We start from the raw sequence: 24,774 nt of genomic DNA on the forward strand, positions 1-24,774 counted from the left end.
TCAGGTGGTGAGGGCCGGGTCGTAGCGGGTGAAGTGGCGGCGGAAGGTGCCCGTGCCGGAGGTCAGCGAGCGCAGCTCGACGGCGTACCGCAGCAGTTCGGCGGCCGGCACCTCGGCGCGGACCAGCGTGTGCCCCTCGGCGTCCGGGTCGGGCTCGGTGCCGAGCACCCGGCCGCGTCGGCCGGCCAGGTCGCCCAGCACCGCGCCGACGGTGTGGCCCGGCACCCGGACGACCACCTCGTCGACCGGCTCCAGCAGGACGGGCTGGCCCTTCTCGGCGGCGTCGCGCAGGGCGAGCGCCCCGGCGGTCTGGAACGCCGCGTCGGAGGAGTCGACGCTGTGCGCCTTGCCGTCGACCAGGGTCACCCGCAGGTCCACCACCGGGTGCCCGGCGACCAGGCCCTGCTCCAGCTGCGCCCGGACGCCCTTCTCGACCGACGGGACGTAGTGGTGCGGCACCGCGCCGCCGACGACCCGGTCGACGAACTCGAAGCCCGCACCCCGGGGCAGCGGCTCCACCTCGATGTCGCAGACGGCGTACTGGCCGTGGCCGCCGGACTGCTTGACGTGCCGGCCGTGCCCCTTGGCGGGCGCGGCGAGGGTCTCCCGCAGCGGCACCCGCACCGGCTCGGTGTCCAGCTCGGCACCGCCGGCGCGCAGCCGGTCGAGCACCACGTCGGCGTGCGCCTCGCCCATGCACCACAGCACGAGCTGGTGGGTCTCCGGGCTGCGTTCCAGCCGCAGGGTCGGGTCGCCGGCGACGAGCCGGGCCAGGTTGCGGGCCAGCGCGTCCTCGTCGGCGCGGCTGCGCGCGACGACGGCCACCGGCAGCAGCGGCTCGGGCATCTCCCACGGGGCGACCAGCAGCGGGTCGTCCTTGGCGGAGATGGTGTCGCCGGTCTCCGCGCTGCCCGACTTGGTGATCGCGCAGATGTCGCCGGCCACGCACGCGCCCACCTCGCGCAGGCTCGCGCCCAGCGGGGTGTAGAGGTGCCCGACCCGCTCGTCGGCGTCGTGGTCGGGGTGCCCCCGCTCGGCCATGCCGTGGCCGGCGACGTGCGCGGCCAGCTCGGGGCGCAGGGTGCCGGAGAAGACCCGGACCAGGGACACCCGCCCGACGTGCCGGTCGACCGTCGTGCGGACCACCTCGGCGACGAGGGGGCCGGACGGGTCGCAGGCCAGCGGCGGCCGGGGGGAGCCGTCCGCGCCGGTGACGGCGGGCAGCTCGTGCTCCAGCGGCGAGGGGAACGCCGACACCAGGCCGTCGAGCAGCACGTCCAGCCCGACCCCGGTCGCCGCGCAGACCGGCAGCACCGGGTGGAAGTGCCCCCGGGCGACGGCCTTCTCCAGGTCGGCGACCAGCACGGCGGTGTCGATCTCCTCGCCGGCGAGGTAGCGGTCCATGAGGGACTCGTCCTCGCTCTCGGCGATGATCCCCTCGATCAGCTCGTTGCGGGACTCGGCGATCGCCGGGAGGTGCTCCGGCTCCGGCTCGCGTACCTGCGCCGGCAGGCCGGCGGTGTAGTCGAGGACCCGACGGGTGACGAGGCCGAGCAGCCCGGCCACCGACTCGCCGTCGTCGCCGAGCATCGTCAGGTGCAGCGGGAGCACGTTGTCGCCGAAGACCCGCTGGCACAGCGCCACGGCCTCGTCGAAGTCGGCGCGCGGATGGTCCAGCCGGGTCACCGCGACCGCCCGGGGCATGCCCACGGCGGCGCACTCCTCCCACAGCGCGGCGGTGGCGGCGTCCATCCCGTCGACGGCGGAGACCACGAACAGGGCGGCGTCGGCGGCCCGCAGGCCGGCGCGCAGCTCGCCGACGAAGTCGGCGTAGCCGGGGGTGTCCAGCAGATTGATCTTGACACCGTGGTGCACCAGCGGGGCGCAGGCCAGGCTCACCGAACGCTGCTGGCGCACCGCCGCCGGGTCGTGGTCGCAGACCGTGGTGCCGTCGGCGACCGAGCCGGCCCGGCCGATCGTGCCGGTGGCGGCGAGCAGCGCCTCGACCAGGGTCGTCTTGCCCGCCCCGGAGTGCCCGACGAGCACCACGTTGCGTACCCCGCCGGGCTCGGTGACCGTCGGCGCGCCGCCGGCGGCCCCCTTCTCCTGACTCCTCTGCGCCATGGGGCGCACCTCCCTTGGCCGGTGGTGGGTGGCGACCGCCGCGCGCGACGGGGAAGCGGCCCGATGCTTCCGCCGCCGCGACATCCTCCGGTGATCCGCCGCACGACGGGTACGGGACGGTCCGGCGGGTGAGCTAACTCACCCCCACACCCGATCTCACACCTCTTGCGGAGCCGGCACAAGACTTCCTCGGGCGGGTCGGCGACCGGGGCGTGCCGTCGCGGGGTGCCGGCCGTTATCGTGGGACCCCCATGGCGAAGATCTTCCAAGTGTCGGCCCGCGCGGGGATGACCCGCGTCGTCGAGCCGATCGCGCGCCGCCTGCTCCGCGCGGGCGTGACCCCGAACGCCGTCACCGTGACCGGCACCCTCGGGGTGCTCGTCGGCGCGCTCGGCCTCGGCGCCCGCGGCCACCTCGTCGCCGGTGCCCTCGTCGTGACGTTCTTCGCGCTCACCGACCTGCTCGACGGGACGATGGCCCGGATGAGCGGCGGCTCGACGCGGTTCGGCGCGTTCCTCGACTCGAGCATGGACCGGGTCGCCGACAGCGCCGTCTTCGGCGCGGTCGCCTACTGGCTGGCGACCGAGGGCGACCACGCCGGTGTCGCCGCCGCGCTGATCTGCCTGGCCGCCGGGGGCCTCGTCTCCTATGTCAAGGCTCGCGCCGAAGGGCTGGGGATGACCTGCAACGTCGGCATCGCCGAGCGCACCGAGCGGCTGCTCATCGTGGGCGTCGGCGGCCTGCTCACCGGCGTCGGCGTCCCGTACGCCCTCCAGGTCGCGCTCTGGCTGCTGGCCGCCGTCTCGATCTTCACCGTGGGCCAGCGGATGGCCCACGTCTACCGGCAGGCCCAGGCGACCACGCCGAGCGGGCCCCGGGGGTGAACCTCACCGAGCTGGGCTACGTCGCCGGCTGGCGCCTGCTCCGCGCGCTGCCCCGGCCCGTCGTGGCCGCGGCCTTCCGGGCGGGCGCCGACCGCGCCCACCGCTCCGGCGGCGGGGGTACGGCCCGACTGCGCGCCAACCTGCGCCGGGTCGTCGGCCCCGAGCTGCCCGAGGCCGAGCTGGACGACCTGGTCCGCCGCGGCCTGCGCTCCTACGCCCGATACTGGATGGAGGCGTTCCGGCTGCCGTCGCTGCGCCGCGAGCAGATCCTCGCCGGGTTCCGGCTCGCCCCCGCCGGCGTCGACCTGCTGGCCGCCGACGTGGCCGCCGGACGGGGCGCGGTGGTGGCGCTGCCGCACGCCGGCAACTGGGACGCCGCCGGGGCCTGGGTGGCCGCCACCGGCTGGCCGATGACCACGGTCGCCGAGCGGCTCAAGCCCGAGGGCGTCTACCAGCGTTTCCTCGCCTTCCGCCGGGGCCTGGGCATGGAGATCCTGCCCACCCACGGCGGGGACCGCCCCGCGTTCGACGTGCTGGTCGACCGGCTGCGCAGCGGCGCGGTGGTGCCGCTGCTGGCCGACCGGGACCTCTCGGCCCGGGGGGTCGAGGTCGACTTCTTCGGCGCGCGGACCCGGATGCCGGCCGGCCCGGCGCTGCTGGCGATCCGCACCGGCGCCCCGCTCTACGTCACCTCGATGTGGTACGAACCGGACGCCGCGTGCGCCTCGATCGCCGGCCCGCTGCCCCTGCCGGACGCCGACAGCGGGCCGCTGGACCAGCGGGTCCGGGTGCTGACCCAGCGCATTGCCGACGGTCTGGCGGCGGGCATCGCCCGGCATCCGGAAGACTGGCACATGTTGCAGCGGATGTGGCTGGACCAGCGCGGCACCGGCGACGACGGGTCCCGGCCCGCCGCCGGGCCGCCGGCCGCCACCGGGACGGCCTGAGGCGAAGGGGCGCTGGAGTGCGGATCGGCATCGTGTGCCCATACTCCTTCGACGTGCCCGGCGGGGTGCAGAACCACGTGATGGACCTCGCGGAGGCGCTCATCGGGCTCGGGCACGAGGTGAGCGTCCTCGCGCCCGCCGACGAGGACTCCCCGCTGCCGCCGTACGTGGTGCCGGCGGGCCGCGCCGTGCCGCTGCCGTACAACGGGTCGGTGGCCCGGATCGCGTTCGGCCCGGTCTCCTCCACCCGGGTCCGGCGCTGGATCGCCCGGGGCGAGTTCGACGTGCTGCACGTGCACGAGCCGCTGACGCTGAGCCTGTCGATGCTGGCCGTGCTGTCGGCCAAGGGGCCGGTGGTGGCCACCTTCCACACCGCGATGACCCGGTCCCGGGTGCTCGCCGCCGCGCAGGGCGTGCTCCAGATCGTGCTGGAACGGATCACCGCCCGGATCGCGGTCAGCGCCCTGGCGCGCAAGGTCCAGGTCGAGCACATGGACGGCGGCGCGGTGGAGATCCCCAACGGCGTCACCGTCGCCAAGTTCAGCCACGCGGCCCCGCTGCCCGGGTGGCCCGGGGAGTACGGGCCCGGCGAGGGCGGCACGCTGGGCTTCCTCGGCCGGTTCACCGAGGCCCGTAAGGGCTTCCCGATCCTGCGCGACGCGTTCGTCGAACTCGCCGGCTCCCGGCCCGGGCTGCGGCTGCTGGTGGCGGGGCCGGGCGACCCGGACGACCTGTTCGACCGGTTTCCCGCGCCGCTGCGCGACCAGGTCACCTTCCTCGGGCTGGTCTCCGAGGCCGACAAGGCGCGGATGCTGCGCAGCGTCCACCTCTACGTGGCCCCGAACACCGGCGGCGAGTCGTTCGGGATGATCCTCACCGAGGCCCTGGCCGCCGGTACGACCGTCGTGGCCAGCGACCTCGACGCGTTCCGCCGGGTGCTCGACGGCGGCCGGGCCGGGCACCTGTTTCCCACCGGCGACGCCGCGGCGCTGCGGGCGGCCCTGGCCGCGCTGCTCGACGACCCGGCGCGGCGGGCCGAGCTGACCGCCTGCGGCGACCAGGTGGTGGCGCACTTCGACTGGCCCGTGGTCGCCCGCCGGGTCCTGGAGGTATACGCGGCGGCGATCGAGGCGACCGACGGGCAGGTCATCGACCAGGAGTGGGCGGGGCTCGGCTGAGGCCGGCGGGCAGTGTGACGCGCACTTCGGACGAGGCGAACGGAGCAGCACTACGATGCCGGGCATGTGGTGGGTGGTGGGCGCGAGCCTGGTCGTCGGGCTCGTCGCGGCGTACCTGATCTGGACCGCCGGCCGGGTGGAGCGGCTGCGCGTACGCGCGGAGTCCGCCGCCCGGGCCCTCGACGCGCACCTGCTGCGTCGCGCCGCGGCGGCCGCCGTGCTGGCCGAGCGGCGCTACGGCGTGGAGCTGTACGCGGCGGCCCGGATCGCCCTCGACGCCGAGCCGCAGGAGCGGGAGGCCGCCGAGAACGACCTCACCCGCCAGCTGCGGGCGGTGCGGCTGGACCCGACCGACCCGGACTGCGAGGCCGTGATCGCCGCGAGCCGGCGGCTCGCGCTGGCCCGCCAGGTGCACACCGACCTGGTCCGCGACGCCCGGTCGGCGCGCGGCCGACCTCTGGTGCGGCTGTTGCGGATGGGGCGACGGCACCCCTGGCCGCGCTACTTCGACATCGACGACCCGACCCTCGAACTCCCCGCCGACGTGCCCGCCTGAGCCGCCCGGGCGGGGTGACGACGGCCACAGGGCAGGCCACCGTGGGTCTGATTGGCTGTCGGACCGGCGTTACGCCCGTCGTAGCATTCAGCTAGCCGCCACCCCCCCAGCCCGCCGAGGAGCGATGACCCGTGCCCGAAACCACTTCCCCGAACGCCAGCGCCACCCCCGTCGTCGGGACCGCCCGCGTCAAGCGCGGCATGGCCGAGATGCTCAAGGGCGGCGTGATCATGGACGTGGTCACCCCCGAGCAGGCCAAGATCGCTGAGGACGCCGGTGCCGTCGCGGTGATGGCCCTGGAGCGGGTCCCCGCCGACATCCGCGCCCAGGGCGGGGTGTCCCGGATGAGCGACCCCGACATGATCGACGGCATCATCGAGGCTGTCTCGATCCCGGTCATGGCCAAGGCCCGCATCGGCCACTTCGTCGAGGCCCAGGTCCTGCAGGCGCTCGGCGTGGACTACGTCGACGAGTCCGAGGTGCTGACCCCCGCCGACTACGCCAACCACATCGACAAGTGGGCGTTCACCGTCCCCTTCGTGTGCGGGGCGACCAACCTGGGCGAGGCGCTGCGCCGGATCACCGAGGGCGCGGCCATGATCCGCTCCAAGGGCGAGGCCGGCACCGGCGACGTCTCCAACGCCACCATGCACATGCGCAGGATCCGCCAGGAGATCGCCCGGCTCAGCTCCCTGCCGGCCGACGAGCTGTTCGTCGCGGCCAAGGAGCTCCAGGCCCCGTACGAGCTGGTCCGGGAGGTCGCCGAGACCGGCAAGCTCCCGGTGGTGCTGTTCACCGCCGGCGGCATCGCCACCCCGGCAGACGCCGCGATGATGATGCAGCTCGGCGCGGAGGGCGTCTTCGTCGGCTCCGGCATCTTCAAGTCCGGCAACCCGGCCCAGCGGGCCGCCGCGATCGTCAAGGCCACCACCTTCCACGACGACCCGGACGTGCTGGCCAAGGTCTCCCGGGGCCTCGGCGAGGCGATGGTCGGCATCAACGTCGACGAGATTCCGCAGCCGCACCGCCTGGCCGAGCGCGGCTGGTGACGTGCGTGCAAGGAGGGCCCCCTGTTGACGCATTCTGCATAGGAAGGGCCCCTTCCTGACAGCCACCCGAGGAGAGGAGCGAACGTGACGGCAGCACCCGCCATCGGTGTGCTCGCGCTCCAGGGCGACGTCCGGGAGCACATCGCGGCCCTGACCGGCGCGGGCGCGCACGCGCGCCCCGTACGCCGGCCCGCGGAGCTGGACGCGGTCGACGGCCTGGTCATCCCGGGCGGGGAGTCCACCACGATCAGCAAGCTCGCCGACATCTTCGACATGCGCGAGCCGATCGACAAGCGGATTGCCGCCGGCATGCCGGTCTACGGGTCCTGCGCCGGCATGATCATGCTGGCCACCGAGGTGCTCGACGGCCGCCCCGACCAGCGCGGCTTCGCCGGCATCGAGATGACCGTCCGGCGCAACGCGTTCGGCCGGCAGGTCGACTCGTTCGAGGCCCCGGTGACGATCGCCGGGGTCGAAGGGGATCCGTTCCACGCGGTGTTCATCCGGGCACCCTGGGTCGAGCGGGTCGGCGCCGGCGTCCACGTGCTCGGCGAGGTGACCGAGGTGCCGGCCGCCGGGCGGATCGTCGCGGTCCGGCAGGGCAACCTGCTGGCCACGTCCTTCCACCCCGAGCTGACCGGCGACCTGCGGCTGCACCGCTACTTCGTGGACCTGGTCCGCGCCGCCTGAGCCGGCGTCGATGCGCGCCGACCGCCTGAGCCGTTCCTGGTCCGGCGTCGCCTGAGCCGTACCTCGTCGGGTCGCCTGAGCGGTGACCGAGGGCCCGCCCGGACGACCGGGCGGGCCCTCGGCGCGTCGGCCGCCGGGCATGCCGGTGCCGGGTGTGACACCGACGCGCGCCACCTCGGTAGGATTGCCGCGGTTCGGCAGGGCTCCGCGCCCGCTGCGGCCATCCACGCAGAGCCGACCGGCCCGTCGTACGCCGGTGGGGAAGTGGAGTTGGCGCGGGCAGTCGACGCAGGCGTGATCAACAGACGGAGGTAGCAGATGTCCGGCCACTCAAAGTGGGCGACCACCAAGCACAAGAAGGCCGTGATCGACGCCAAGCGCGGCAAGATGTTCGCCAAGTTGATCAAGAACGTCGAGGTCGCGGCCCGCACCGGCGGCGGCGACCCGGCCGGCAACCCGACGCTCTACGACGCCATCCAGAAGGCGAAGAAGAACTCCGTACCGAACGACAACATCGACCGGGCGGTCAAGCGCGGCTCCGGCCTGGAGGCCGGCGGCGCCGACTGGCAAACGATCATGTATGAGGGGTACGGCCCGAACGGCGTCGCGATGCTCATCGAGTGCCTCACCGACAACCGCAACCGGGCGGCGACCGAGGTGCGCACGGCGCTGACCCGCAACGGCGGCTCGCTCGCCGACGCCGGCTCGGTGTCGTACATGTTCTCCCGCAAGGGCGTGGTGATCGTCCCCAAGGCCGGCACGAGCGAGGACGACGTGATGATGGCCGTCCTCGACGCCGGCGCGGAGGAGGTCAACGACCTCGGCGAGGCGTACGAGGTGGTCTCCGAGCCGACCGACCTGATCGCCGTCCGCACGGCCCTGCAGGACGCCGGCATCGAGTACGAGTCGGCCGAGTCGTCCCTCATCCCCAGCGTCAACGTGCAGCTGGACGAGGACGGCGCCCGCAAGGTCTTCAAGCTGATCGACGTCCTCGAGGACTGCGACGACGTGCAGAACGTCTACGCCAACTTCGACGTCTCCGACGAGGTCATGTCGGCGGTCGGCTGAGCCGTGGCGGCCGGGGGCGGGCGGCGGTTCGCGCCGGGTGACACGGTCGTCCGGCGGGAGATCCTGCGCGGTGCGGTCTGGTTCGGGGTCCCGACGGTCTGCGTCGTCGACGCCCCGGATCTGCTCGCCCTCTATCTGCCCGGCGGTGCGGAGTTCGGCTTTCCCGAGCACGGGAGCTTCCCGTGCGGGCGGCACCCGTGGCAGGTGGCCGGGCAGCGGGCCTGGCGCGGGCACGGCAAGCTGATGCTGCACCACCCCGGCGAGGCGCACTCCGTCGACGTGTTCTGGAGCGGGCCGGGGCGGCGGTTCGCCGGCTGGTACTTCAACCTCCAGGACCCGGTGCGGCGTACCCCGATCGGGGTGGACACCCTCGACCACGAGCTGGACCTGTGGTGGGCGGCGGACGCCGACCGGTACGTCTTCAAGGACGTGGAGGTGTTCGCCCAGCGCCTGGTCGAGGGGCGGTATCCGGGGATGGCGGACGCCATCCGCGCGGAGGGCGACCGGATCGCCGCGCTGCTCGACGCGGGGGAGCGCTGGTGGGATCCGGCCTGGGCGCGCTGGCGGCCCGACCCCGCCTGGCCGGTACCGGCGCTGCCGGCCGGTTGGGACACCGTGCCCTGGTGATCGGCCGGGCCGGCCCGCTGGTGGCGGACCGGCCCGGCCGGATGCGGACGGGCGCTCAGGCCACCCGGCGGCGGGCCTTCACCGCGATGTCCACCGTGTTGCGCACCAGCGACGCCACCACCGCCACCAGGGCCACCGTGTAGACGATGTCGAGGTTGGCGCCGTCGCGCAGCCAGTCGACGCGCTGGACGAACTCGGGGTTGAGCAGCCGGTCGGTGAGGACGAGCCACGCCACCGGCACCGCGAACGCCAGGTCGAGGGCGACCTTCGCGGCGACCAGTGGCCAGGTCCAGCGGCCGGCCCGGTGCCGGGCGACCTGTAGGACGATCTCGGCGATCAGCAGGGCGATGAGCGCCGGCAGCCAGAACCGCCACAGTGCGGGGTCGAGCACCGGAATGTGGTCGCCCCCGTCGTCGCGCACCCAGGACCGGAAGTGCTGCCAGGGCAGGAATGCGATCAGGAGCACCAGGGCCGCGATCGACACCGCCGTGTCGGCGAGCGGGACGCCGCGCCCGGCCGGCCGGTCCTCGGGCAGCTGGTCGACGCTCCACCGGGGCAGGTCGAGCGGCAGGCTCAACCGCTCGACGACCGCGAAGGTCAGCGTCACCCAGAACGCGACCTGGACCACCACCTCGATGCCCGTGGTGACGCCGGTGCCGATCGCGGAGCCCACGCTCCCGCCGTCGACGGCGGCGAGCACGGCCACCAGGGCGCCGATGGCGATCGGCACGGTGGCGAGCAGCAGCCGCAGCAGCCGCCGCCAGGCCAGGTAGTAGGTGGGGCCGATGAGCTGGAGGCGGTGGTCGACATACCGGGCGGCCAGCCGCTCGGGGTTGCCCAGCTCGGTGAGCACCTCGCGCTCGGCGGTCTCGCGGTCCTGTCCGGCGTCGGTGCGGCCGTCGATCATGTCCGCGATGGAGGCCCGCAGCTCGTCGGCGATCTCCGCCCGGCGTGGGGCCGGCACCGCCCGCAGCGTGGCGGCGAGGTAGCGGTCGGTCAGGGAACTCATCGGGCCACTCCTTCGATCAGGCCGGTGAGGGATTTCTGTACGGCGGACAAGTCGGCGAGCAGCAGGCGCAGCACCGACTCTCCCTCGTCGCTGGTCCGGTAGAACTTCCGGGGCCGGCTCTCCTCGGTGTTCCATGCGCTGGTCAGCAGGCCCTGCTCCTCCAGTCGGCGCAGCAGGGGGTAGAGCGTGTTGGCGTCCACGGGGAAGCCGTGGTCGGTTAGCCGCTGGAGCAGGGCGTAGCCGTAGTCGGGCCGGCGCAGCGCGACCAGGCTCGCCACCACCACCGTGCCCCGGCGTAGCTCCTGGAGATGGGTCCGCAGGATGTCGTCGCTAACCACGCCTCACACAATACTGTGCGCCACACACTATTGTCCACCGTCACACCGTTGTGTCGCCCCAGGCACCCCGGGCGCCTCGGTGATCAAGAAGTTTCGGTCAAGCTGGAGATCGACTTCGACGCGATCCTCTTGATCACCGAGGGCCGGTGGGAGGTGCCGGTGGGCGGGAGGTGCCGCGCGGGCGGGTCGGGCAGCCGACCGCCAGCCCGTCGTCGTCGCGCCGGAGAGATCCGCGCCACCCCGGGAGGGCCCGCCCCGCGAGGCTGCTGGAGGTGGCCGATCCCCGGCGATAGGGTGGGCCGACCGATCTCGACAACCCATGATCCGACCCGGGGGGGCGCCACGCATGGGCGATTCGTTCGCGCATCTGCACGTGCACACCGAGTACTCGATGCTCGACGGTGCGGCCCGGCTGAAGGACCTCTTCGCCGAGGCCAACCGGCTCGGCATGCCCGCGGTCGCGATGACCGACCACGGCAACATGCACGGCGCGAACGACTTCTACAAGCAGGCCATGGCCGCCGGGGTCACCCCGATCCTGGGCGTCGAGGCGTACGTGGCGCCGGAGTCGCGCTATCACAAGGCGCGGGTGAAGTGGGGCCGCCCGGAGCAGAAGAGCGACGACGTCTCCGGCAACGGCGCGATCACCCACATGACCATGTGGGCGGCGAACAAGACCGGCCTGCACAACCTGTTCACCCTCAACTCGCGCGCCTCCATGGAGGGCCACTACGTCAAGTGGCCCCGGATGGACATGGAGCTGATCGCCGAGAACGCCGAGGGGATCATGGCCACCACCGGGTGCCCCTCCGGGGCCGTGCAGACCCGGCTGCGGCTGGGCCAGTTCGACGAGGCGCTCAAGGTCGCCTCCGCGTACCAGGACATCTTCGGCAAGGACAACTACTTCCTGGAGCTGATGGACCACGGCCTCGACATCGAGCGCCGGGTCCGCGACGGGCTCACCGAGATCGGCAAGAAGCTCGGCATCCCGCCGGTGGTGACCAACGACTCGCACTACACCCACGAGGCGCAGGCCGAGGCGCACGACGTCCTGCTCTGCGTGCAGACCGGCAGCAACATCGCCGACCCCAACCGGTTCCGCTTCGAGGGCGGCGGCTACTTCATCAAGTCCGCCGAGCAGATGCGCGCCGTCGACTCCTCACAGCTGTGGCTGGAGGGGTGCCGCAACACGCTGCTGGTGGCCGAGAAGGTCGACCCGGCGGGGATGTTCGAGTTCCACAACCTGATGCCGCGCTTCCCGATCCCTGCGGGGGAGACGGAGGAGTCGTGGTTCCGCAAGGAGACGTTCGCGGGCCTGGCCCGCCGGTTCCCCGGCGGTGTCCCCGAGGGGCACGTGGTGCAGGCGGAGTACGAGCTGGGCGTCATCATCCAGATGGGGTTCCCGTCCTACTTCCTCGTGGTCGCCGACTTCATCCAGTGGGCGAAGAGCCAGGGCATCGCGGTGGGCCCGGGCCGTGGCTCGGCAGCCGGCTCCCTCGTCGCGTACGCGCTGGGGATCACGGACCTGGACCCGATCCCGCACGGCCTGATCTTCGAGCGGTTCCTCAACCCCGAGCGCGTGTCGATGCCGGATGTCGACATCGACTTCGACGAGCGTCGGCGCGGTGAGGTGATCAAGTACGTGACCGACAAGTGGGGTGAGGACAAGGTCGCGCAGATCGCCACGTTCGGCACGATCAAGGCGAAGGCGGCGATCAAGGACTCGGCGCGGGTGCTGGGTTTCCCGTACGCGGTGGGCGACCGGATCACCAAGGCGATGCCGCCGGCGGTGATGGGCAAGGACATCCCGCTGTCGGGCATCTTCGACCCGAAGCACCCCCGCTACGCGGAGGCGGGGGAGATCCGGGGCCTGTACGAGACGGACCCGGACGTGAAGAAGGTCATCGACACGGCGAAGGGCATCGAGGGGCTGATCCGGCAGACCGGCGTCCACGCCGCCGGGGTGATCATGTCGGCGGAGCCGATCATCGAGCACATCCCGTTGATGCGGCGGGACTCCGACGGGGTGATCATCACCCAGTTCGACTACCCGACGTGTGAGTCGCTCGGGTTGTTGAAGATGGACTTCCTGGGCCTGCGGAACCTGACGATCATCGACGACGCGGTGAAGAACATCCAGCTCAACCACGGCAAGGACCTGGACCTGCTGGGGTTGGACCTGGACGACAAGGCCGCCTACGAGCTGTTGGCGCGGGGCGACACGCTGGGGGTGTTCCAGCTCGACGGTGGGCCGATGCGGTCGCTGCTGCGGCTGATGAAGCCGGACAACTTCGAGGACATCTCCGCCGTCCTCGCGTTGTACCGGCCGGGTCCGATGGGCGTGGACTCGCACACCAACTACGCGTTGCGCAAGAACGGGTTGCAGGAGATCACGCCGATCCACCCGGAGCTGGAGGAGCCGCTGCGGGAGATCCTGGCCCCGACCCACGGCCTGATCGTCTACCAGGAGCAGGTGCAGCGGGCCGCGCAGATCCTCGCCGGCTACACGCTCGGTCAGGCGGACCTGCTGCGGCGGGCGATGGGCAAGAAGAAGAAGGAGATCCTCGACAAGGAGTTCGTGCCGTTCCGGGACGGCTGCCGCGAGCGCGGCTACTCCGACGAGGCGATCCAGGCCGTGTGGGACGTCCTCGTCCCGTTCGCCGGGTACGCGTTCAACAAGGCGCACTCGGCGGCGTACGGGCTGGTGTCGTACTGGACGGCGTACCTGAAGGCGCACTACCCGGCCGAGTACATGGCCGGGCTGCTGACCTCCGTCGGCGACGACAAGGACAAGATGGCGCTCTACCTGTCGGAGTGCCGCCGCATGGGCATCCAGGTCCTCCCGCCCGACGTGAACACCTCGGCCGGGCCGTTCACGCCGGTCGGCAAGGACATCCGGTTCGGCCTCGCGGCGATCCGCAACGTCGGGGCGAACGTGGTGGCCTCGATCATGCGCTGCCGGCAGGAGAAGGGCGAGTACGCCGACTTCTACGACTTCCTGGCCAAGGTCGACGCGGTGGTCTGCAACAAGAAGACCATCGAATCGCTGATCAAGGCCGGCGCGTTCGACGTCATGCAGCACAGCCGCAAGGGGCTGCTCGCCGTGCACGCCGACGCCATCGACGCGTACGCCGACGTCAAGCGCAAGGAGGCCGTCGGCCAGTACGACCTGTTCGGCGCGGGCTTCGGCGACGCGGAGGCGGTTGGCGGCAGCACCACCGTCATGCCGACCATCGGCGAGGCCGAGTGGGACAAGCGGGACAAGCTCGCCTTCGAACGGGAGATGCTCGGCCTCTACGTCTCCGACCACCCGCTGTTCGGCCTGGAGCACGTCCTCAACGCGGCGGCCGACTGCACCATCGCCGCCCTCTCCGAGGAGGGCACTGTCCCCGACGGCGCGGTGGTCACCCTCGCCGGCATCCTCTCCGGGGTGCAGCGCCGCGTCACCAAGCAGGGCCGGGCCTGGGCGTCGGCCACCCTGGAGGACCTCGCCGGCGGCGTGGAGACCCTGTTCTTCCCCAACACGTACGAGGTGATCGGCCAGTACATCGCCGAGGACGCCATCGTGGTGGTCAAGGGCCGGGTCGACCGCCGCGACGACACGCCCCGCATCATGGCCATGGACATGCAGATGCCCGACGTCACCAGCAACCCGGGCAGCAAACCGGTCACCCTCACCATCCCCGTGCACCGGTGCACCCCGCCGCTGGTCGAACGCCTCAAGGAAACCCTCGTCCTGCACCCCGGCGACACCGAGGTCCACGTCAAGCTCCTCAACGGCGGCAAGACCACCACCCTGCGACTCGGCCCGTTCCGGGTCGCGGCCACCACCGCCCTGATGGGCGACCTCAAGAGCGTCCTCGGCCCCGCCAACGTCAGCTGACCCGCCGCCGGGCCCTGACCGCGGTCAGGCCGGGCGGTACTCCATCTCCGGGCGGCCCGGGGTGCCGTAGCGGGGGACCCGCACCGCCCGCTCGGCGGCCACCAGATACTCCAGGTAACGGCGGGCGGTGACCCGGGAGATGCCGGTCAGCCCGGCCACCTCGGAGGCGGACCGGCCGGTGTCCCCGCTGAGCGAGCCGAGCACGGTGCGCAGGGTCTGTTCGTCGAGCCCCTTCGGCAGGGTGTGCGCGGCCGGGCCGCGCAGGGTGGCGAACATCCGGTCCACCTCGTGCTGGGCGGCCACCTCGCCGTCGGCCAGCACCTGACGGCGATACTCGGCGTACCGGTGCAGCTTGTCGCGGAACGCCGCGAAGGTGAACGGCTTCAGCAGGTAGTGGGTGACCCCGAGGGACACCGCCGTGCGGACCACCGCCAGGTCCCGGGCCGACGTCACGGCCAGCACGTCCACCGCGCTGCCGGCGGCCCGCAGCGCCCGGCACACCTCCAGCCCGTGCAGGTCGGGCAGCCGGAAGTCGAGCAGGACGAGGTCGACCGGGTTCTCCGCCCGCTGCCGCAGCGCCGCCATCGCCTCCCGGCCGGTGTGCGCCACCCCGACCACCACGAACCCCGGCACCCGCTCGGTGTACGTGCGGTGCGCCTCGGCCAGCAGCGGCTCGTCCTCCACCACGAGCACCCGGATGTCGGTCACGGCCGCGCCACCCGCCCCGACCCCGCCACCGGCTTCGGCCCCGGGACCGGCAGCCGCACGGTGAACAGGGTCCCGCCGTCGACGGAGCGGCCCACGTCGGCCCGGCCGCCGTTTCGGCGTACCACCTGGCCGACGAGGGCCAGGCCGAGGCCCCGCCCGGCGCTCTTGGTCGACCAGCCGCGCCGGAACGCGTCGGCCACCCGGTCCGGCGCCAGCCCCGGCCCGCTGTCGCCGACCCGGACCACGACGGCGTCGTCGTCGGCGCCGACGAAGACCCGCACCCGCCGGGGCGCCTCGGTGCCGGCGACGGCCTCCAGGGCGTTGTCGATCAGGTTTCCGACGACGGTGATCAGGTCCGTCACGGGCAGCGGGGTGCCGTCGAGCCGGCAGTCCGGCTCCACCACCAGGTCCACGCCCCGCTCGCCGGCCTGCGCCGACTTGCCCAGCAGCAGGGCGGCCAGGGCCGGCTCGGTCACCGCGCCGACCACCCGGTCGGTGAGCTGCTGAGCCACCACCAGGTCCTCGGTCGCCAGCCGGACCGCCTCGTCGGCCCGGCCCAGCTCCACCAGGGTCAGCACGGTGTGCAGCCGGTTCGCCGACTCGTGGGTCTGCGCCCGCAGCGCGTCGGTCAGCGCCCGCACCGAGTCCAGCTCGCTGGTGAGGGTGCGCAGCTCCGTCTGGTCCCGCAGGGTCAGCACGGTGCCGAGGCGGTGCCCCTCGAACAGCGCCGTGCGCTGGTTGACCACCAGCACCCGGTCGCCCGCCACGACCGGCTCGTCGTGCGCGTCCCGCCCCGAGGCGAGCAGTTCCGCCACGGCCGGCGGCAAATCGACCTCCCCGGCCGGCCGGTCCACCACCGCCGCGTCGTCGGCGAGCCCCAGCAGCCGCCGCGCCTCGTCGTTGACCAGGGCCACCCGGCGGTCCACCGTCGCCACCACCAGCCCCTCCCGAACCGAGTGCAGGACCGCGTCGTAGTACTCGTACATCCGGGTCATCTGGGCGGTGCCCAGGCCGTGGGTCTGCCGGCGCAGCCGCCGGCTCAGCAACCACGAGCCGACCGCCGCGACGGCGAGCGCCGGGGTGGCGGCGGCGAGCAGCACGGGGGCCTGGGCCAGCAGGCGGCGGTTGATCGCGCGGGTGGTGATGCCGACGGAGACCAGCCCGACGATCCGGCCGTCCGCGGCGTGGACGGGGACCACCGCCCGCACCGACTCGCCGAGGGTGCCCACGTTGGTGGTGGTGAACGCCCGACCGGCCAGCGCGGGCCCGATGTCGCCGACGAACGGCTGGCCGATCCGCTCCGGCCGGGGGTGGGAGTAGCGGGTCCGGTCGGGGGCCATCACCACCACGAAATCCGTCCCGGTCGCCACCCGGGTCGCCTCCGCGTACGGCTGCAACGACGCCGACGGGTCGGCGGAGGCGAGGGCCGCGCGCACGTCCGGGGAACCGGCCACGGTGTGCGCCACGGCCAGCACCTCATCCCGGGCGGCGTCGCGCGCGTCGCTGCGGGCCAGCCACACCCCGCCCGCCGAGGCCGCCAGCACCAGCAGGCCGACCACCAGGGCCTGGAGGGCGAACAGCTGCCCCGCGATGCTCCACTGCCGTCGGGCCACGACACCTCCTGTCCGCGCTCGAATGGTGGGGCAAGTTCCGGCTGCCGGGGCAAGTGTGGCGTGCCGGCCGGCCGCCCATGTCGGCCGTGGGTCACGGGAGTGAACAGAATGACCACAAGGCTGCCTTGCGGTGAGTCGCAGTTCACATTGTGGGCATGGACACCACCCCCACCGCCACCGCCAAGTCCACCCCCACCCGCCGGGACCCCACCCGCTACCTCTACCTGGCCGTGATCGCCGCCGCGATCGCCGGCATCGTCGTCGGACTCGTCGCACCCGAGGTCGGCAAGGCGTTGAAGCCCCTCGGCACCGGCTTCGTCGCGCTGATCAAGATGATGATCAGCCCGGTGATCTTCTGCACGATCGTCCTCGGCGTCGGCTCCGTGCGGCAGGCCGCGAAGGTCGGCAAGGTCGGCGGCCTCGCGCTCGGCTACTTCCTGCTGATGTCGACCGTCGCGCTGGCCATCGGCCTCGTCGTGGGCAACCTGATCCAGCCGGGCGCCGGCCTCGACCTGGGCGCGCAGACCGCCGGCGCCGGCCAGGCGGCGGCCGGCGGCGAGAGCGGGGGTACGACCGAGTTCCTGCTCGGGATCATCCCGACCACGCTGGTCTCCGCGCTCACCGAGGGCGAGGTGCTCCAGACGCTGCTGGTCGCCCTCCTGGTCGGCTTCGCCGTGCAGGGCCTGGGCGGTCGCGGCGAGCCCGTCCTGCGCGCCGTCGGGCTGCTGCAACGGCTGGTCTTCAAAGTGCTCGCCATGATCATGTGGGTGGCGCCGATCGGCGCGTTCGGCGCCATGGCCGCCGTCGTCGGGGCCACCGGCATGGACGCGCTCACCAGCCTCGCGCAGATCATGCTCGGCTTCTACGCCACCTGCCTGATCTTCGTGGTCGTGGTGCTCGGCCCGCTGCTGCGCCTGGTCTCCGGCATCTCGATCTTCAAGCTGCTGCGCTACCTGGGCCGGGAGTTCCTGCTGATCCTGTCCACCTCGTCGTCGGAGTCGGCGCTGCCCCGGCTCATCGCCAAGATGGAGCACGTCGGCGTCAGCAGGCCCGTCGTCGGCATCACCGTGCCCACCGGCTACTCGTTCAACCTCGACGGCACCGCGATCTACCTGACCATGGCGTCGCTGTTCGTGGCCGACGCCATGGGCAAGCCGATGTCGATCGGCGAGCAGGTCGGCCTGCTCGTGTTCATGATCATCGCCTCGAAGGGTGCGGCCGGGGTCACCGGAGCCGGCCTGGCCACCCTGGCCGGCGGCCTCCAGTCGCACCGCCCCGACCTGCTCGACGGGGTCGGGCTGATCGTCGGCATCGACCGGTTCATGTCCGAGGCCCGGGCGCTGACCAACTTCGCCGGCAACGCCGTCGCCACCGTCCTGGTCGGCACCTGGACCGGCGAGTTCGACCGCGAGCAGGCCCACGCCGTGCTCGCCGGCAACCGCCCCTTCGACGAGGCCACCATGCTCGACGACGAGCCCGCCGACGACCCGCAGCCGCAGGCCGAGCCGCAGCGCCCCGCGCTCAGCGGCGCACCCGCCTGACCGGCCCTGCCGCCGCGCCAGCCGGTCCGCCGCGCTGCCTCCCCACCGCCCCCGAGTCGTCCGCCGCCTGCTGCGGGCCGCGACCGGGGGCGGCGGCCACCATCGGTGAATTGGCGCTCACGGCGGCGACCCCGGGCGCACTACCGTCAGCGGCATGGAGTTGGAGCAGGCACGCAAGCTGTGGCAGCCGCAGCCCGGCTGGCTGAACACCGCCAGCTACGGGCTGCCGCCCGAGCCGGCCTGGACGGCGGTGCAGGAGGCGCTGGCCGACTGGCGGGCGGGACGTACCTCCTGGGAGGGCTGGGACGACGCGACCCGGCGGTCCCGGGCGGCCTTCGCCGGCCTGGTCGGCGTGCCGGCCACCGACGTGACGGTCGGCAGCACCGTCGCCGGGCTGCTCGGCCCGGTCGCGGCGGCCCTGCCGGCCGGCGCGGCGGTCGTGGTGCCCGAGGTGGAGTTCACCTCCAACCTCTTCCCCTGGCTGGTGCAGGCCGAGCGGGGGGTGCGGGTGCGCACCGTCCCGCTGGACGGCCTCGTCGACGCGATCGACGCCGACACCGACCTGGTCGCGTTCAGCCTGGTGCAGTCCGCCGACGGCACCGTCGCCGACTACGACCGGATCGTCGCCGCCGCCCGGGCCCACGGCGCGCTGGTGGCCGTGGACGCGACCCAGGCGTGCGGCTGGCTGCCGTTTCACGCCGGCCTGGCCGACGTGGTCGCCGTCGGGGCGTACAAGTGGTTGATGGGGCCGCGCGGGTCGGCCCTGGCCTACCTGGCACCCGGGCTGCGCGAGCGACTGCGCCCCGACGGCGCCGGCTGGTACGCGGCCGAGGACCCGTTCTCCTCCTACTACGGCCCGCCGCTGCGGCTGGCTGCCGACGCCCGGCGGTTCGACCAGTCCCCGGCGTGGTTCAGCTGGATCGGCACCGCCCCCGCCCTGGAACTGCTCGCCGAGATCGGCCTACCGGCCGTGCGCGAGCACGACGTGACGCTGGCCAACCGGTTCCTCGCCGGGCTGGGCCGGCCGCCCGGCGACAGCGCGATCGTCGCGGTGGAGGTGCCCGGCGCGCAGGAGAAATTGGAACGGGCGGGCATCCGGGCGGCGGTGCGCGCCGGCCGGGTCCGGGCGTCGTTCCACCTCTACACCACCGAGGCCGACGTCGACCTGGCCCTCGACGCGCTGACCAACTGACCCGCCGCCTTGGTGCAAGGAAGGGCACCTTGTTGACGCTTTCGGTAGCGGAGGGGCCCCTTCTTAGCGCCCCGCTGGTGGGGACGCGGCCGGCCGGGCGCCCTGGTGTCGGGGCCCGGCCGGCGGTGGGTGTTCGGTGGGTCAGTTGTTCCAGTGGCGGGTGACGAGGTCGGCGGCCTGCTGTTCCCACTGGGCGTAGGCGTCGGGGTAGGCGGAGACCTGCACGGTCTGGGCGGCGTCGGTCAGGGGCATGTCCTGCCACCCGTCGACCTGGCGGAGGCCCTTCAGAAACGCCGTCGTGGCGTACTCCGGGTCGGTGATCTGCTCGGGCGTGCCCCACCCGGACGACGGGCGCTGCTGGAACAGGCCGAGGGAGTCGTGGTCGTTGTGGTCCCCCAGGTGACCCAGGTTCTCCAGCTTCGACTCCTGCAGGGCGGTGCCGATCGAGATCACGGCGGCCCGCTCGTCCAGGCCGGTCTTCTTCGTGGCGGCGATGATGGCCTTGACGTTGGTGGTCTGTTCGGCGTCGAGGTCGATGCGCGACTGGGCGCCCTGCACGCCGTGGGGGATCAGCTTCCCCGCATCCCCGCCGGTCTTGTCGGCCTGGACGGCGGCGACGGGCCGGGCGTCGACGGTGCCCGTGCTGGTGTCGGTGTTGTGGTGGTGGAGGGGTCCGGCGGCGAGGCCGCCGGCGAAGGCGAGTCCGGCGATGCCGAGGACACTCTTACGCAGGATGCTGGTGTTCATGGGGGTGTCTCCAATCGGGGGTCGACACCCGGCCCGTGGGGATGGGCGGGTGTGAGCACCACGTCGAGGCGCCCGAACGGCGAAGCAGCAAGACGGGGGCGGCTGCCTTGCGGCGCCGGGTCCAGGTGTAACGCCCCCGGCCCCGCCACGATTCCGCACCCGGGGTGCCGCCGGTCACCACCACCCGCCCCGCCGGACCGGACAATCCGCCCATCCAGGCGGTTGACCGACGGGATGCCGGGCAGGTGGGTGCATCCCCGTCCGGTTGATACCGCCACGTCCCCGACATGAAGTCGATCAACCAGGCGACCCCGAAGGTCGCGCGGGGCTCGAGCCGTGACGTGGCACACAAAACGATACGATCCGGTTCCGTATCGAAACCGATTGCGCCTAGTCTCATCGGCGTTACGAGCCTGCCCCGTGTCGTATTTGCGGGGCGGGCGGAACCGGGGAGAGGAACGGCCCATGCAACCGCACGAGAACACCGGACACCCGAGGCGGTGGGCGATCCTCGGGGTGTTGGTGATCAGCCTCCTCGTCGTCGTCCTCGACAACACCATCCTCAACGTCGCCCTGCGTACGCTCGCCGACCCGGTGCACGGCCTCGGCGCGAGCCAGGGCGAGCTGGAGTGGTCGATCAACTCGTACACCCTGGTCTTCGCCGGTCTGCTCTTCACCTTCGGCGTGCTCGGCGACCGCGCCGGGCGCAAGCGCTTCCTGGTGATCGGGCTGGTCCTGTTCGGCCTCGCGTCGCTGCTGTCGGCGTACGCGCAGAGCCCGGCCCAGCTCATCGGCGCCCGCGCGCTGATGGGCATCGGCGGGGCGGCGATCATGCCGGTGACCCTGTCGATCATCTCCAACGTCTTCGACCCCCGGGAGCGCGGCCGGGCGATCGGCGTGTGGGCCGGCGCGGTCGGCCTCGCCGTGGCGATCGGCCCGATCCTCGGCGGATTGCTGCTGGAGCACTACTGGTGGGGCTCGGTCTTCCTGATCAACGTGCCGGTGGTCGCGGTCGGCGTCGTCCTGGTCGCCCTGCTGGTGCCCGAGTCCCGCGACCCCGACCCGGGGCGGGTCGACGTCCCGGGAGTGTTGCTGTCGGTGGTGGGCCTGGTCGCCGTGACCTACGGCATCATCGACGGCGGCGAGCACGGCTTCGGCCGGCTGCTGGTCTGGGTGTCGATCGTCGGCGGCCTGGCCGTGCTGACCTGGTTCGTGCTGCTGGAACTGCGCAGCGACCACCCGTCGTTGGACGTCCGGCTGTTCCGGGTGCCCCGCTTCGCCGCCCCGGTGGCGCTGGTCGGGCTGGTCTTCTTCGCCGCCATGGGCGTGATGTTCTTCAGCTCGTTCTACCTGCAACTGGTCCGCGGCTACACCCCGCTGCAGACCGGCCTGCTCTTCCTGCCCTTCGCCGCCGCCCAGCTGATCTTCGCCCCGCGCAGCGCGGCGATGGTCCGCCGGTACGGGGGCAGGGCCGTCGCGGCCGTCGGGCTGGCGCTGACCACCGTGGCCCTCGCGGCCTTCGCGTTCGTCGACGCGAGCACGCCCATCTGGGTGGTCCTGGTGGTGTTCCTGCTCCAGGGCATCGGCATGGCCAACATCATGCCGCCGGCCACCGAGTCGATCATGTCGGCGCTGCCCCGGGAGAAGGCCGGGGTCGGGTCGGCGGTCAGCAACACCGTCCGCCAGGTCGCCGGCGCACTCGGCGTGGCCGTGCTCGGTTCGGTCCTGTCCGCGGTATACCGGGACGACGTCGCCCCGGCGCTGCGGGGCCTGCCGGCGGGGGCACACGAGGCGGCGGGCGAGTCGATCTCCGGCGCGTACGCGGCGGCCGGGCAGCTCGGTCCGGCCGGGCCGACGCTGGTCACGGCCGCCAACGACGCCTTCGTCTCGGCGATGCACTGGGCCGCGGCGCTCTCTGCGGTGGTCGCCACGCTCGGCTTCGTGGTCGTGCTCCGCTGGATCCCCGGCCGGGCCGACAAGAGGGCGGCACCGGCGGCGGCTGAACCCGAGTTGGCCGGAACAGCATAGGTTCGGGAACAATGTCGGACATGACTTCCGCCGCAGAGGCTCCGCGGTCGCCCGGACGACCGCGGAGCAGCCGCGCGGACGAGGCGATCGTGGAGGCCACCCTCGACCTGCTCGCCGAGGGCAGCACGATCGAGGCGCTCTCCATCGAGGCGATCGCGGCCCGCGCCGGGGTCGGCAAGGCCACCATCTACCGCCGTTGGTCGGGCAAGGACGCGCTGCTGCTCGACGCGCTGCGCCGGCTCAAGGGCGTGCCGCCGGATCCGGCGGGTCACTCCGTCCGGGACGACCTGGTGCTGCTGGTCGGCGCGGTCGGGCACAACATCGATCCGCGCGCCGCGAGGATCATGCCCTGCCTGGTGCCGGAGGTGAACCGCAGCCCCGACCACTTCCGGCTCTACCAGAACATCATCGCGCCCCGTCGGCAGCTGATGCGCGAGGTGCTGCGCCGGGGCATACGCCTCGGCGAGCTGCGGGCCGACCTCGACATCGAGGTGGCGACGGCGCTGCTCACCGGGCCGATGCTGATGCAGCGGATGCTGCGCTGGCACCCCGAGCTGGACGACATCCTGCTCCCGGACCGGATCGTCGACGGCGTCCTGGACGGCATCCGGGCCCGCTGACGCCACCCCGCACCGGTCAGCGGCGCGGCGGCCCGTGAAGCCGACACCCGGTCAGGGCGTCGGCTCGCGGAGCCGGTGCAGGCGCAGCGCGAGCTGCACCTCCAGGGCCCGCCCGGGCTTCTGCCAGTCGGGGCCGAGCAGCTGGCCGACCCGTTCCAACCGCTGGGTCACCGTGTTGACGTGCACGTGCAGCAGCTCGGCAGCCCGGGCCAGGCTGCCACCCACCCCGAAGTACGCCTCCAGCGTCTTCACCAGTGCGGTGCCCCGCCGGGCGTCGTAGTCCACCACCGGCCCGACGGTGGTGGCGAGGAACCGGGCCACGTCCCGGTCGCCCCGGTCGCCCACCGCCCCCAGCAGCAACCCGACGAAGCCCAGCTCGGCGGTGCTCGCCCCCTGCCCGGCCCGGCCCAGCGCGCCGAGCGCGGTCAGGCAGCGGTCCGCCTCCTGGAAGATCACCGCCAGCGAGGCGGGGTCGGTCGACGGGCCGCTCGCCCCGGCGGTCACCGGCCGGCCGGTCACCCGGGACAGGTCGCGGGACACCGAACGGGCCGCGCCGCCGGCGTCCCGGCCGGGCAGCATCAGCACCACCCGGCCGTCGCGCGCCGCGGCCAGCCCGCCCCGCGTCGAGGCGTACGTGGTGGCCCAGGACAGCACCCGCTGCCGGGCGGAACCGGTCGTGGAGATCGCGTCGTCCCCGACCGCCACCAGCACGTGCGGGGCGTCCAGGTCGACCCCGAGGCGGCGGGCCCGGCTGCGCAGCGCGTCGGTGTCGGCCAGCGGCCGGGCGATCAGGTCGTCGAGCAGCTCGCCCCGCACCCGCCCCTCCGCCTCGGCCACCGTGCGGCGGAACAGCAGCAGCAGCGCGGTCACCAGCGCGGCCCGCTCCAGGATGCGCTGGTCGGCGTCGACCAGCTCGCCGTCGGGCCGCAGCACCAGCGCACCCAGGTTCTCCGTGCCGGCGACCACGGCGGCGCACCAGAAGGGGCCCCGGCGGACGCTGCGCCCCTCGGTCCGCGACGCCGCCACCGCCTCCACCAGGTCCACCCGGTCCGGCTCGTCGATCTGACCGACCCGGGCCAGCCGCCGCCCCTGCGCGTCCAGCGCCAGCAGCGCCCCGCCGAGCACGTCGGTGACGGCGGACGCCACGTCCTCGACCCCGCCGCCGCGCAGCACCAGCGCCGTCATCCGGTCGTGCGCCGCCGCCGCCCGCTCCACGGAGCTGCTGTGCGCCCGGATGGTGGTGTTGGCCGCCGACAGCTCCGCCAGCGCGGCCCGGGTCTCGGCCAGCAGCCGCGCGGTGTCGATCGCCACCGCCGCGTGCGCCGCGAGGGACACCAGCAGCGACACCTCCTCCCGGGCGAACGGCCGGGCGGAGCGGTTGGCCGCGTACAGCACGCCGATCGAGGTGGAGCCGAGCCGCAACGGCACGCCGAGGATTGCCACGAGGCCCTCCTCGCCCACCCCGGCGTCGATCTCCCCGGTGTGGTGGAACCGTTCGTCCTCGGGGTAGTTGGCGGTCACGTACGGGGTGCCGGACTGGGCCACCAGGCCGCCCAGGCCCGCCCCCATCGGCAGCCGCAGCCGCTGGAACCGCGCCGAGATCGATCCGTCGGTGACCCGCATGTACGTGTCGCCGTGCTCGTCGTCGTTGAGCGTCATGTACGCCACGTCCGCGCCGAGCAGGTGGCGGGCCCGGTGCACGATCGCCCGCAGCACGGCGTCGAGGTCGCGCAGGCCGGCCAGGTCGCTCGCGGTGTCGTACAGGCCGGACAGTTCGGTCTCCCGGCGGCGTCGGCGCTCCAGCAGCGCGCGGACCCGCAGCGCGACCACCTTCGCCTGCTCCAGCTCGGCGAGCCGGTCGGCGGGCACGCCGGCCGCGCGGGCCGCCACCAGCGGCCCCTCGAACTCCACCGCGGCGGCCTCCCGGGCGAGCAGTTCCAGAAACTCCACCGGCGACGACATGACCGACATT

20 protein-coding genes are annotated in these 24,774 nt (G+C 73.3%); 13 read left to right on the forward strand and 7 right to left on the reverse strand.

Going from position 1 to position 24,774, the window contains the following annotated elements:
• On the reverse strand, positions 1-2,124 hold the full coding sequence (locus ACFT41_RS01520) for an elongation factor G-like protein EF-G2 (protein WP_377583159.1): 2,124 nt from the start codon (positions 2,122-2,124) through the stop codon (positions 1-3).
• A 251-nt stretch (positions 2,125-2,375) separates the two neighbouring features.
• Between ACFT41_RS01520 and pgsA the strand changes: the two genes are divergently transcribed.
• From pgsA to ACFT41_RS01560, 8 genes are all read left to right on the forward strand, one after another.
• On the forward strand, positions 2,376-3,008 hold the full coding sequence (gene pgsA / locus ACFT41_RS01525) for a phosphatidylinositol phosphate synthase (RefSeq protein ID WP_377583157.1): 633 nt from the start codon (positions 2,376-2,378) through the stop codon (positions 3,006-3,008).
• Positions 3,005-3,955 carry a phosphatidylinositol mannoside acyltransferase gene (locus tag ACFT41_RS01530; protein ID WP_377583155.1) on the forward strand — a complete coding sequence of 317 codons (951 nt, stop codon included), beginning with the start codon at positions 3,005-3,007 and terminating at the stop codon, positions 3,953-3,955. Before pgsA ends, ACFT41_RS01530 begins: the two co-directional genes overlap by 4 nt.
• Before the next feature lie 17 nt (positions 3,956-3,972).
• Positions 3,973-5,133: a glycosyltransferase family 4 protein gene (locus ACFT41_RS01535; RefSeq protein ID WP_377583153.1), complete on the forward strand. Its 1,161-nt coding sequence runs from the start codon at positions 3,973-3,975 to the stop codon at positions 5,131-5,133.
• A 64-nt stretch (positions 5,134-5,197) separates the two neighbouring features.
• Positions 5,198-5,689: a hypothetical protein gene (locus tag ACFT41_RS01540; protein ID WP_377583151.1), complete on the forward strand. Its 492-nt coding sequence runs from the start codon at positions 5,198-5,200 to the stop codon at positions 5,687-5,689.
• Positions 5,690-5,820: 131 nt separating this feature from the next.
• Positions 5,821-6,738: a pyridoxal 5'-phosphate synthase lyase subunit PdxS gene (pdxS, locus tag ACFT41_RS01545; RefSeq protein ID WP_377583149.1), complete on the forward strand. Its 918-nt coding sequence runs from the start codon at positions 5,821-5,823 to the stop codon at positions 6,736-6,738.
• A gap of 84 nt (positions 6,739-6,822) precedes the next feature.
• The gene (gene pdxT, locus ACFT41_RS01550) at positions 6,823-7,428 is read left to right on the forward strand and encodes a pyridoxal 5'-phosphate synthase glutaminase subunit PdxT (protein ID WP_377583147.1); all 606 of its coding nucleotides are present in this window, start codon (positions 6,823-6,825) and stop codon (positions 7,426-7,428) included.
• A gap of 318 nt (positions 7,429-7,746) precedes the next feature.
• A complete protein-coding gene (locus ACFT41_RS01555) occupies positions 7,747-8,496 on the forward strand; it encodes a YebC/PmpR family DNA-binding transcriptional regulator (protein ID WP_377583145.1) in 750 nt (249 codons plus the stop codon).
• A 3-nt stretch (positions 8,497-8,499) separates the two neighbouring features.
• Complete coding sequence (locus ACFT41_RS01560; RefSeq protein WP_377583143.1) at positions 8,500-9,123, forward strand: DUF402 domain-containing protein; 624 nt, start codon at positions 8,500-8,502, stop codon at positions 9,121-9,123.
• Between the two features lie 55 nt (positions 9,124-9,178).
• Here the strand turns inward: ACFT41_RS01560 and ACFT41_RS01565 are convergent, their stop codons facing one another.
• Positions 9,179-10,132, reverse strand: coding sequence for a permease prefix domain 1-containing protein (locus ACFT41_RS01565; RefSeq protein WP_377583141.1), 954 nt, complete (start codon positions 10,130-10,132; stop codon positions 9,179-9,181).
• On the reverse strand, positions 10,129-10,470 hold the full coding sequence (locus ACFT41_RS01570; protein WP_377583139.1) for a PadR family transcriptional regulator: 342 nt from the start codon (positions 10,468-10,470) through the stop codon (positions 10,129-10,131). Before ACFT41_RS01570 ends, ACFT41_RS01565 begins: the two co-directional genes overlap by 4 nt.
• A gap of 346 nt (positions 10,471-10,816) precedes the next feature.
• Between ACFT41_RS01570 and dnaE the strand changes: the two genes are divergently transcribed.
• The gene (gene dnaE / locus ACFT41_RS01575; RefSeq protein WP_377583137.1) at positions 10,817-14,353 is read left to right on the forward strand and encodes a DNA polymerase III subunit alpha; all 3,537 of its coding nucleotides are present in this window, start codon (positions 10,817-10,819) and stop codon (positions 14,351-14,353) included.
• Positions 14,354-14,377: 24 nt separating this feature from the next.
• Here dnaE and ACFT41_RS01580 read toward each other — a convergent pair whose 3' ends face one another.
• Positions 14,378-15,061, reverse strand: a complete 684-nt coding sequence (locus ACFT41_RS01580; RefSeq protein WP_377583135.1) for a response regulator — start codon at positions 15,059-15,061, stop codon at positions 14,378-14,380.
• A complete protein-coding gene (locus ACFT41_RS01585; RefSeq protein ID WP_377583133.1) occupies positions 15,058-16,674 on the reverse strand; it encodes an ATP-binding protein in 1,617 nt (538 codons plus the stop codon). Before ACFT41_RS01585 ends, ACFT41_RS01580 begins: the two co-directional genes overlap by 4 nt.
• A gap of 155 nt (positions 16,675-16,829) precedes the next feature.
• On the opposite strand from ACFT41_RS01585, the gene ACFT41_RS01590 reads away from it, so the two are divergent.
• Together ACFT41_RS01590 and ACFT41_RS01595 are read left to right on the forward strand one after the other, a co-directional pair.
• Positions 16,830-18,215 (forward strand): cation:dicarboxylate symporter family transporter, encoded by a 1,386-nt coding sequence (locus ACFT41_RS01590; protein ID WP_377583131.1) that lies wholly within the window; start codon positions 16,830-16,832, stop codon positions 18,213-18,215.
• Positions 18,216-18,369: 154 nt separating this feature from the next.
• A complete protein-coding gene (locus tag ACFT41_RS01595; RefSeq protein WP_377583129.1) occupies positions 18,370-19,407 on the forward strand; it encodes an aminotransferase class V-fold PLP-dependent enzyme in 1,038 nt (345 codons plus the stop codon).
• 141 nt (positions 19,408-19,548) lie between these two features.
• Here the strand turns inward: ACFT41_RS01595 and ACFT41_RS01600 are convergent, their stop codons facing one another.
• Entirely contained in the window at positions 19,549-20,154 is a 606-nt protein-coding gene (locus ACFT41_RS01600) for a hypothetical protein (protein ID WP_377583127.1), read from the reverse strand.
• A 465-nt stretch (positions 20,155-20,619) separates the two neighbouring features.
• On the opposite strand from ACFT41_RS01600, the gene ACFT41_RS01605 reads away from it, so the two are divergent.
• Together ACFT41_RS01605 and ACFT41_RS01610 are read left to right on the forward strand one after the other, a co-directional pair.
• Positions 20,620-22,182 carry an MFS transporter gene (locus ACFT41_RS01605; RefSeq protein WP_377583125.1) on the forward strand — a complete coding sequence of 521 codons (1,563 nt, stop codon included), beginning with the start codon at positions 20,620-20,622 and terminating at the stop codon, positions 22,180-22,182.
• Positions 22,183-22,193: 11 nt separating this feature from the next.
• Positions 22,194-22,802: a TetR/AcrR family transcriptional regulator gene (locus ACFT41_RS01610; protein ID WP_377583123.1), complete on the forward strand. Its 609-nt coding sequence runs from the start codon at positions 22,194-22,196 to the stop codon at positions 22,800-22,802.
• Between the two features lie 51 nt (positions 22,803-22,853).
• On the opposite strand, the gene ACFT41_RS01615 is transcribed toward ACFT41_RS01610, so the two are convergent.
• The gene (locus ACFT41_RS01615; protein ID WP_377583121.1) at positions 22,854-24,773 is read right to left on the reverse strand and encodes a helix-turn-helix domain-containing protein; all 1,920 of its coding nucleotides are present in this window, start codon (positions 24,771-24,773) and stop codon (positions 22,854-22,856) included.
• Position 24,774: the final 1 nt, after the last annotated feature.

Origin of the sequence: Micromonospora sp. NPDC057141 (assembly GCF_042670805.1) — a bacterium.
GTDB lineage: Bacteria > Actinomycetota > Actinomycetes > Mycobacteriales > Micromonosporaceae > Micromonospora.

What these genes read in the sequence shown, in the direction of transcription:
- ACFT41_RS01520 (WP_377583159.1), bottom strand. Translation starts at nt 2,124, where the DNA reads ATGGCGCAGAGGAGTCAGGAGAAGGGGGCCGCCGGCGGCGCGCCGACG.
- pgsA (WP_377583157.1), top strand. Translation starts at nt 2,376, where the DNA reads ATGGCGAAGATCTTCCAAGTGTCGGCCCGCGCGGGGATGACCCGCGTC.
- ACFT41_RS01540 (WP_377583151.1), top strand. Translation starts at nt 5,198, where the DNA reads ATGTGGTGGGTGGTGGGCGCGAGCCTGGTCGTCGGGCTCGTCGCGGCG.
- ACFT41_RS01555 (WP_377583145.1), top strand. Translation starts at nt 7,747, where the DNA reads ATGTCCGGCCACTCAAAGTGGGCGACCACCAAGCACAAGAAGGCCGTG.
- ACFT41_RS01565 (WP_377583141.1), bottom strand. Translation starts at nt 10,132, where the DNA reads ATGAGTTCCCTGACCGACCGCTACCTCGCCGCCACGCTGCGGGCGGTG.
- dnaE (WP_377583137.1), top strand. Translation starts at nt 10,817, where the DNA reads ATGGGCGATTCGTTCGCGCATCTGCACGTGCACACCGAGTACTCGATG.
- ACFT41_RS01590 (WP_377583131.1), top strand. Translation starts at nt 16,830, where the DNA reads ATGGACACCACCCCCACCGCCACCGCCAAGTCCACCCCCACCCGCCGG.
- ACFT41_RS01595 (WP_377583129.1), top strand. Translation starts at nt 18,370, where the DNA reads ATGGAGTTGGAGCAGGCACGCAAGCTGTGGCAGCCGCAGCCCGGCTGG.
- ACFT41_RS01600 (WP_377583127.1), bottom strand. Translation starts at nt 20,154, where the DNA reads ATGAACACCAGCATCCTGCGTAAGAGTGTCCTCGGCATCGCCGGACTC.
- ACFT41_RS01605 (WP_377583125.1), top strand. Translation starts at nt 20,620, where the DNA reads ATGCAACCGCACGAGAACACCGGACACCCGAGGCGGTGGGCGATCCTC.
- ACFT41_RS01610 (WP_377583123.1), top strand. Translation starts at nt 22,194, where the DNA reads ATGTCGGACATGACTTCCGCCGCAGAGGCTCCGCGGTCGCCCGGACGA.
- ACFT41_RS01615 (WP_377583121.1), bottom strand. Translation starts at nt 24,773, where the DNA reads ATGTCGGTCATGTCGTCGCCGGTGGAGTTTCTGGAACTGCTCGCCCGG.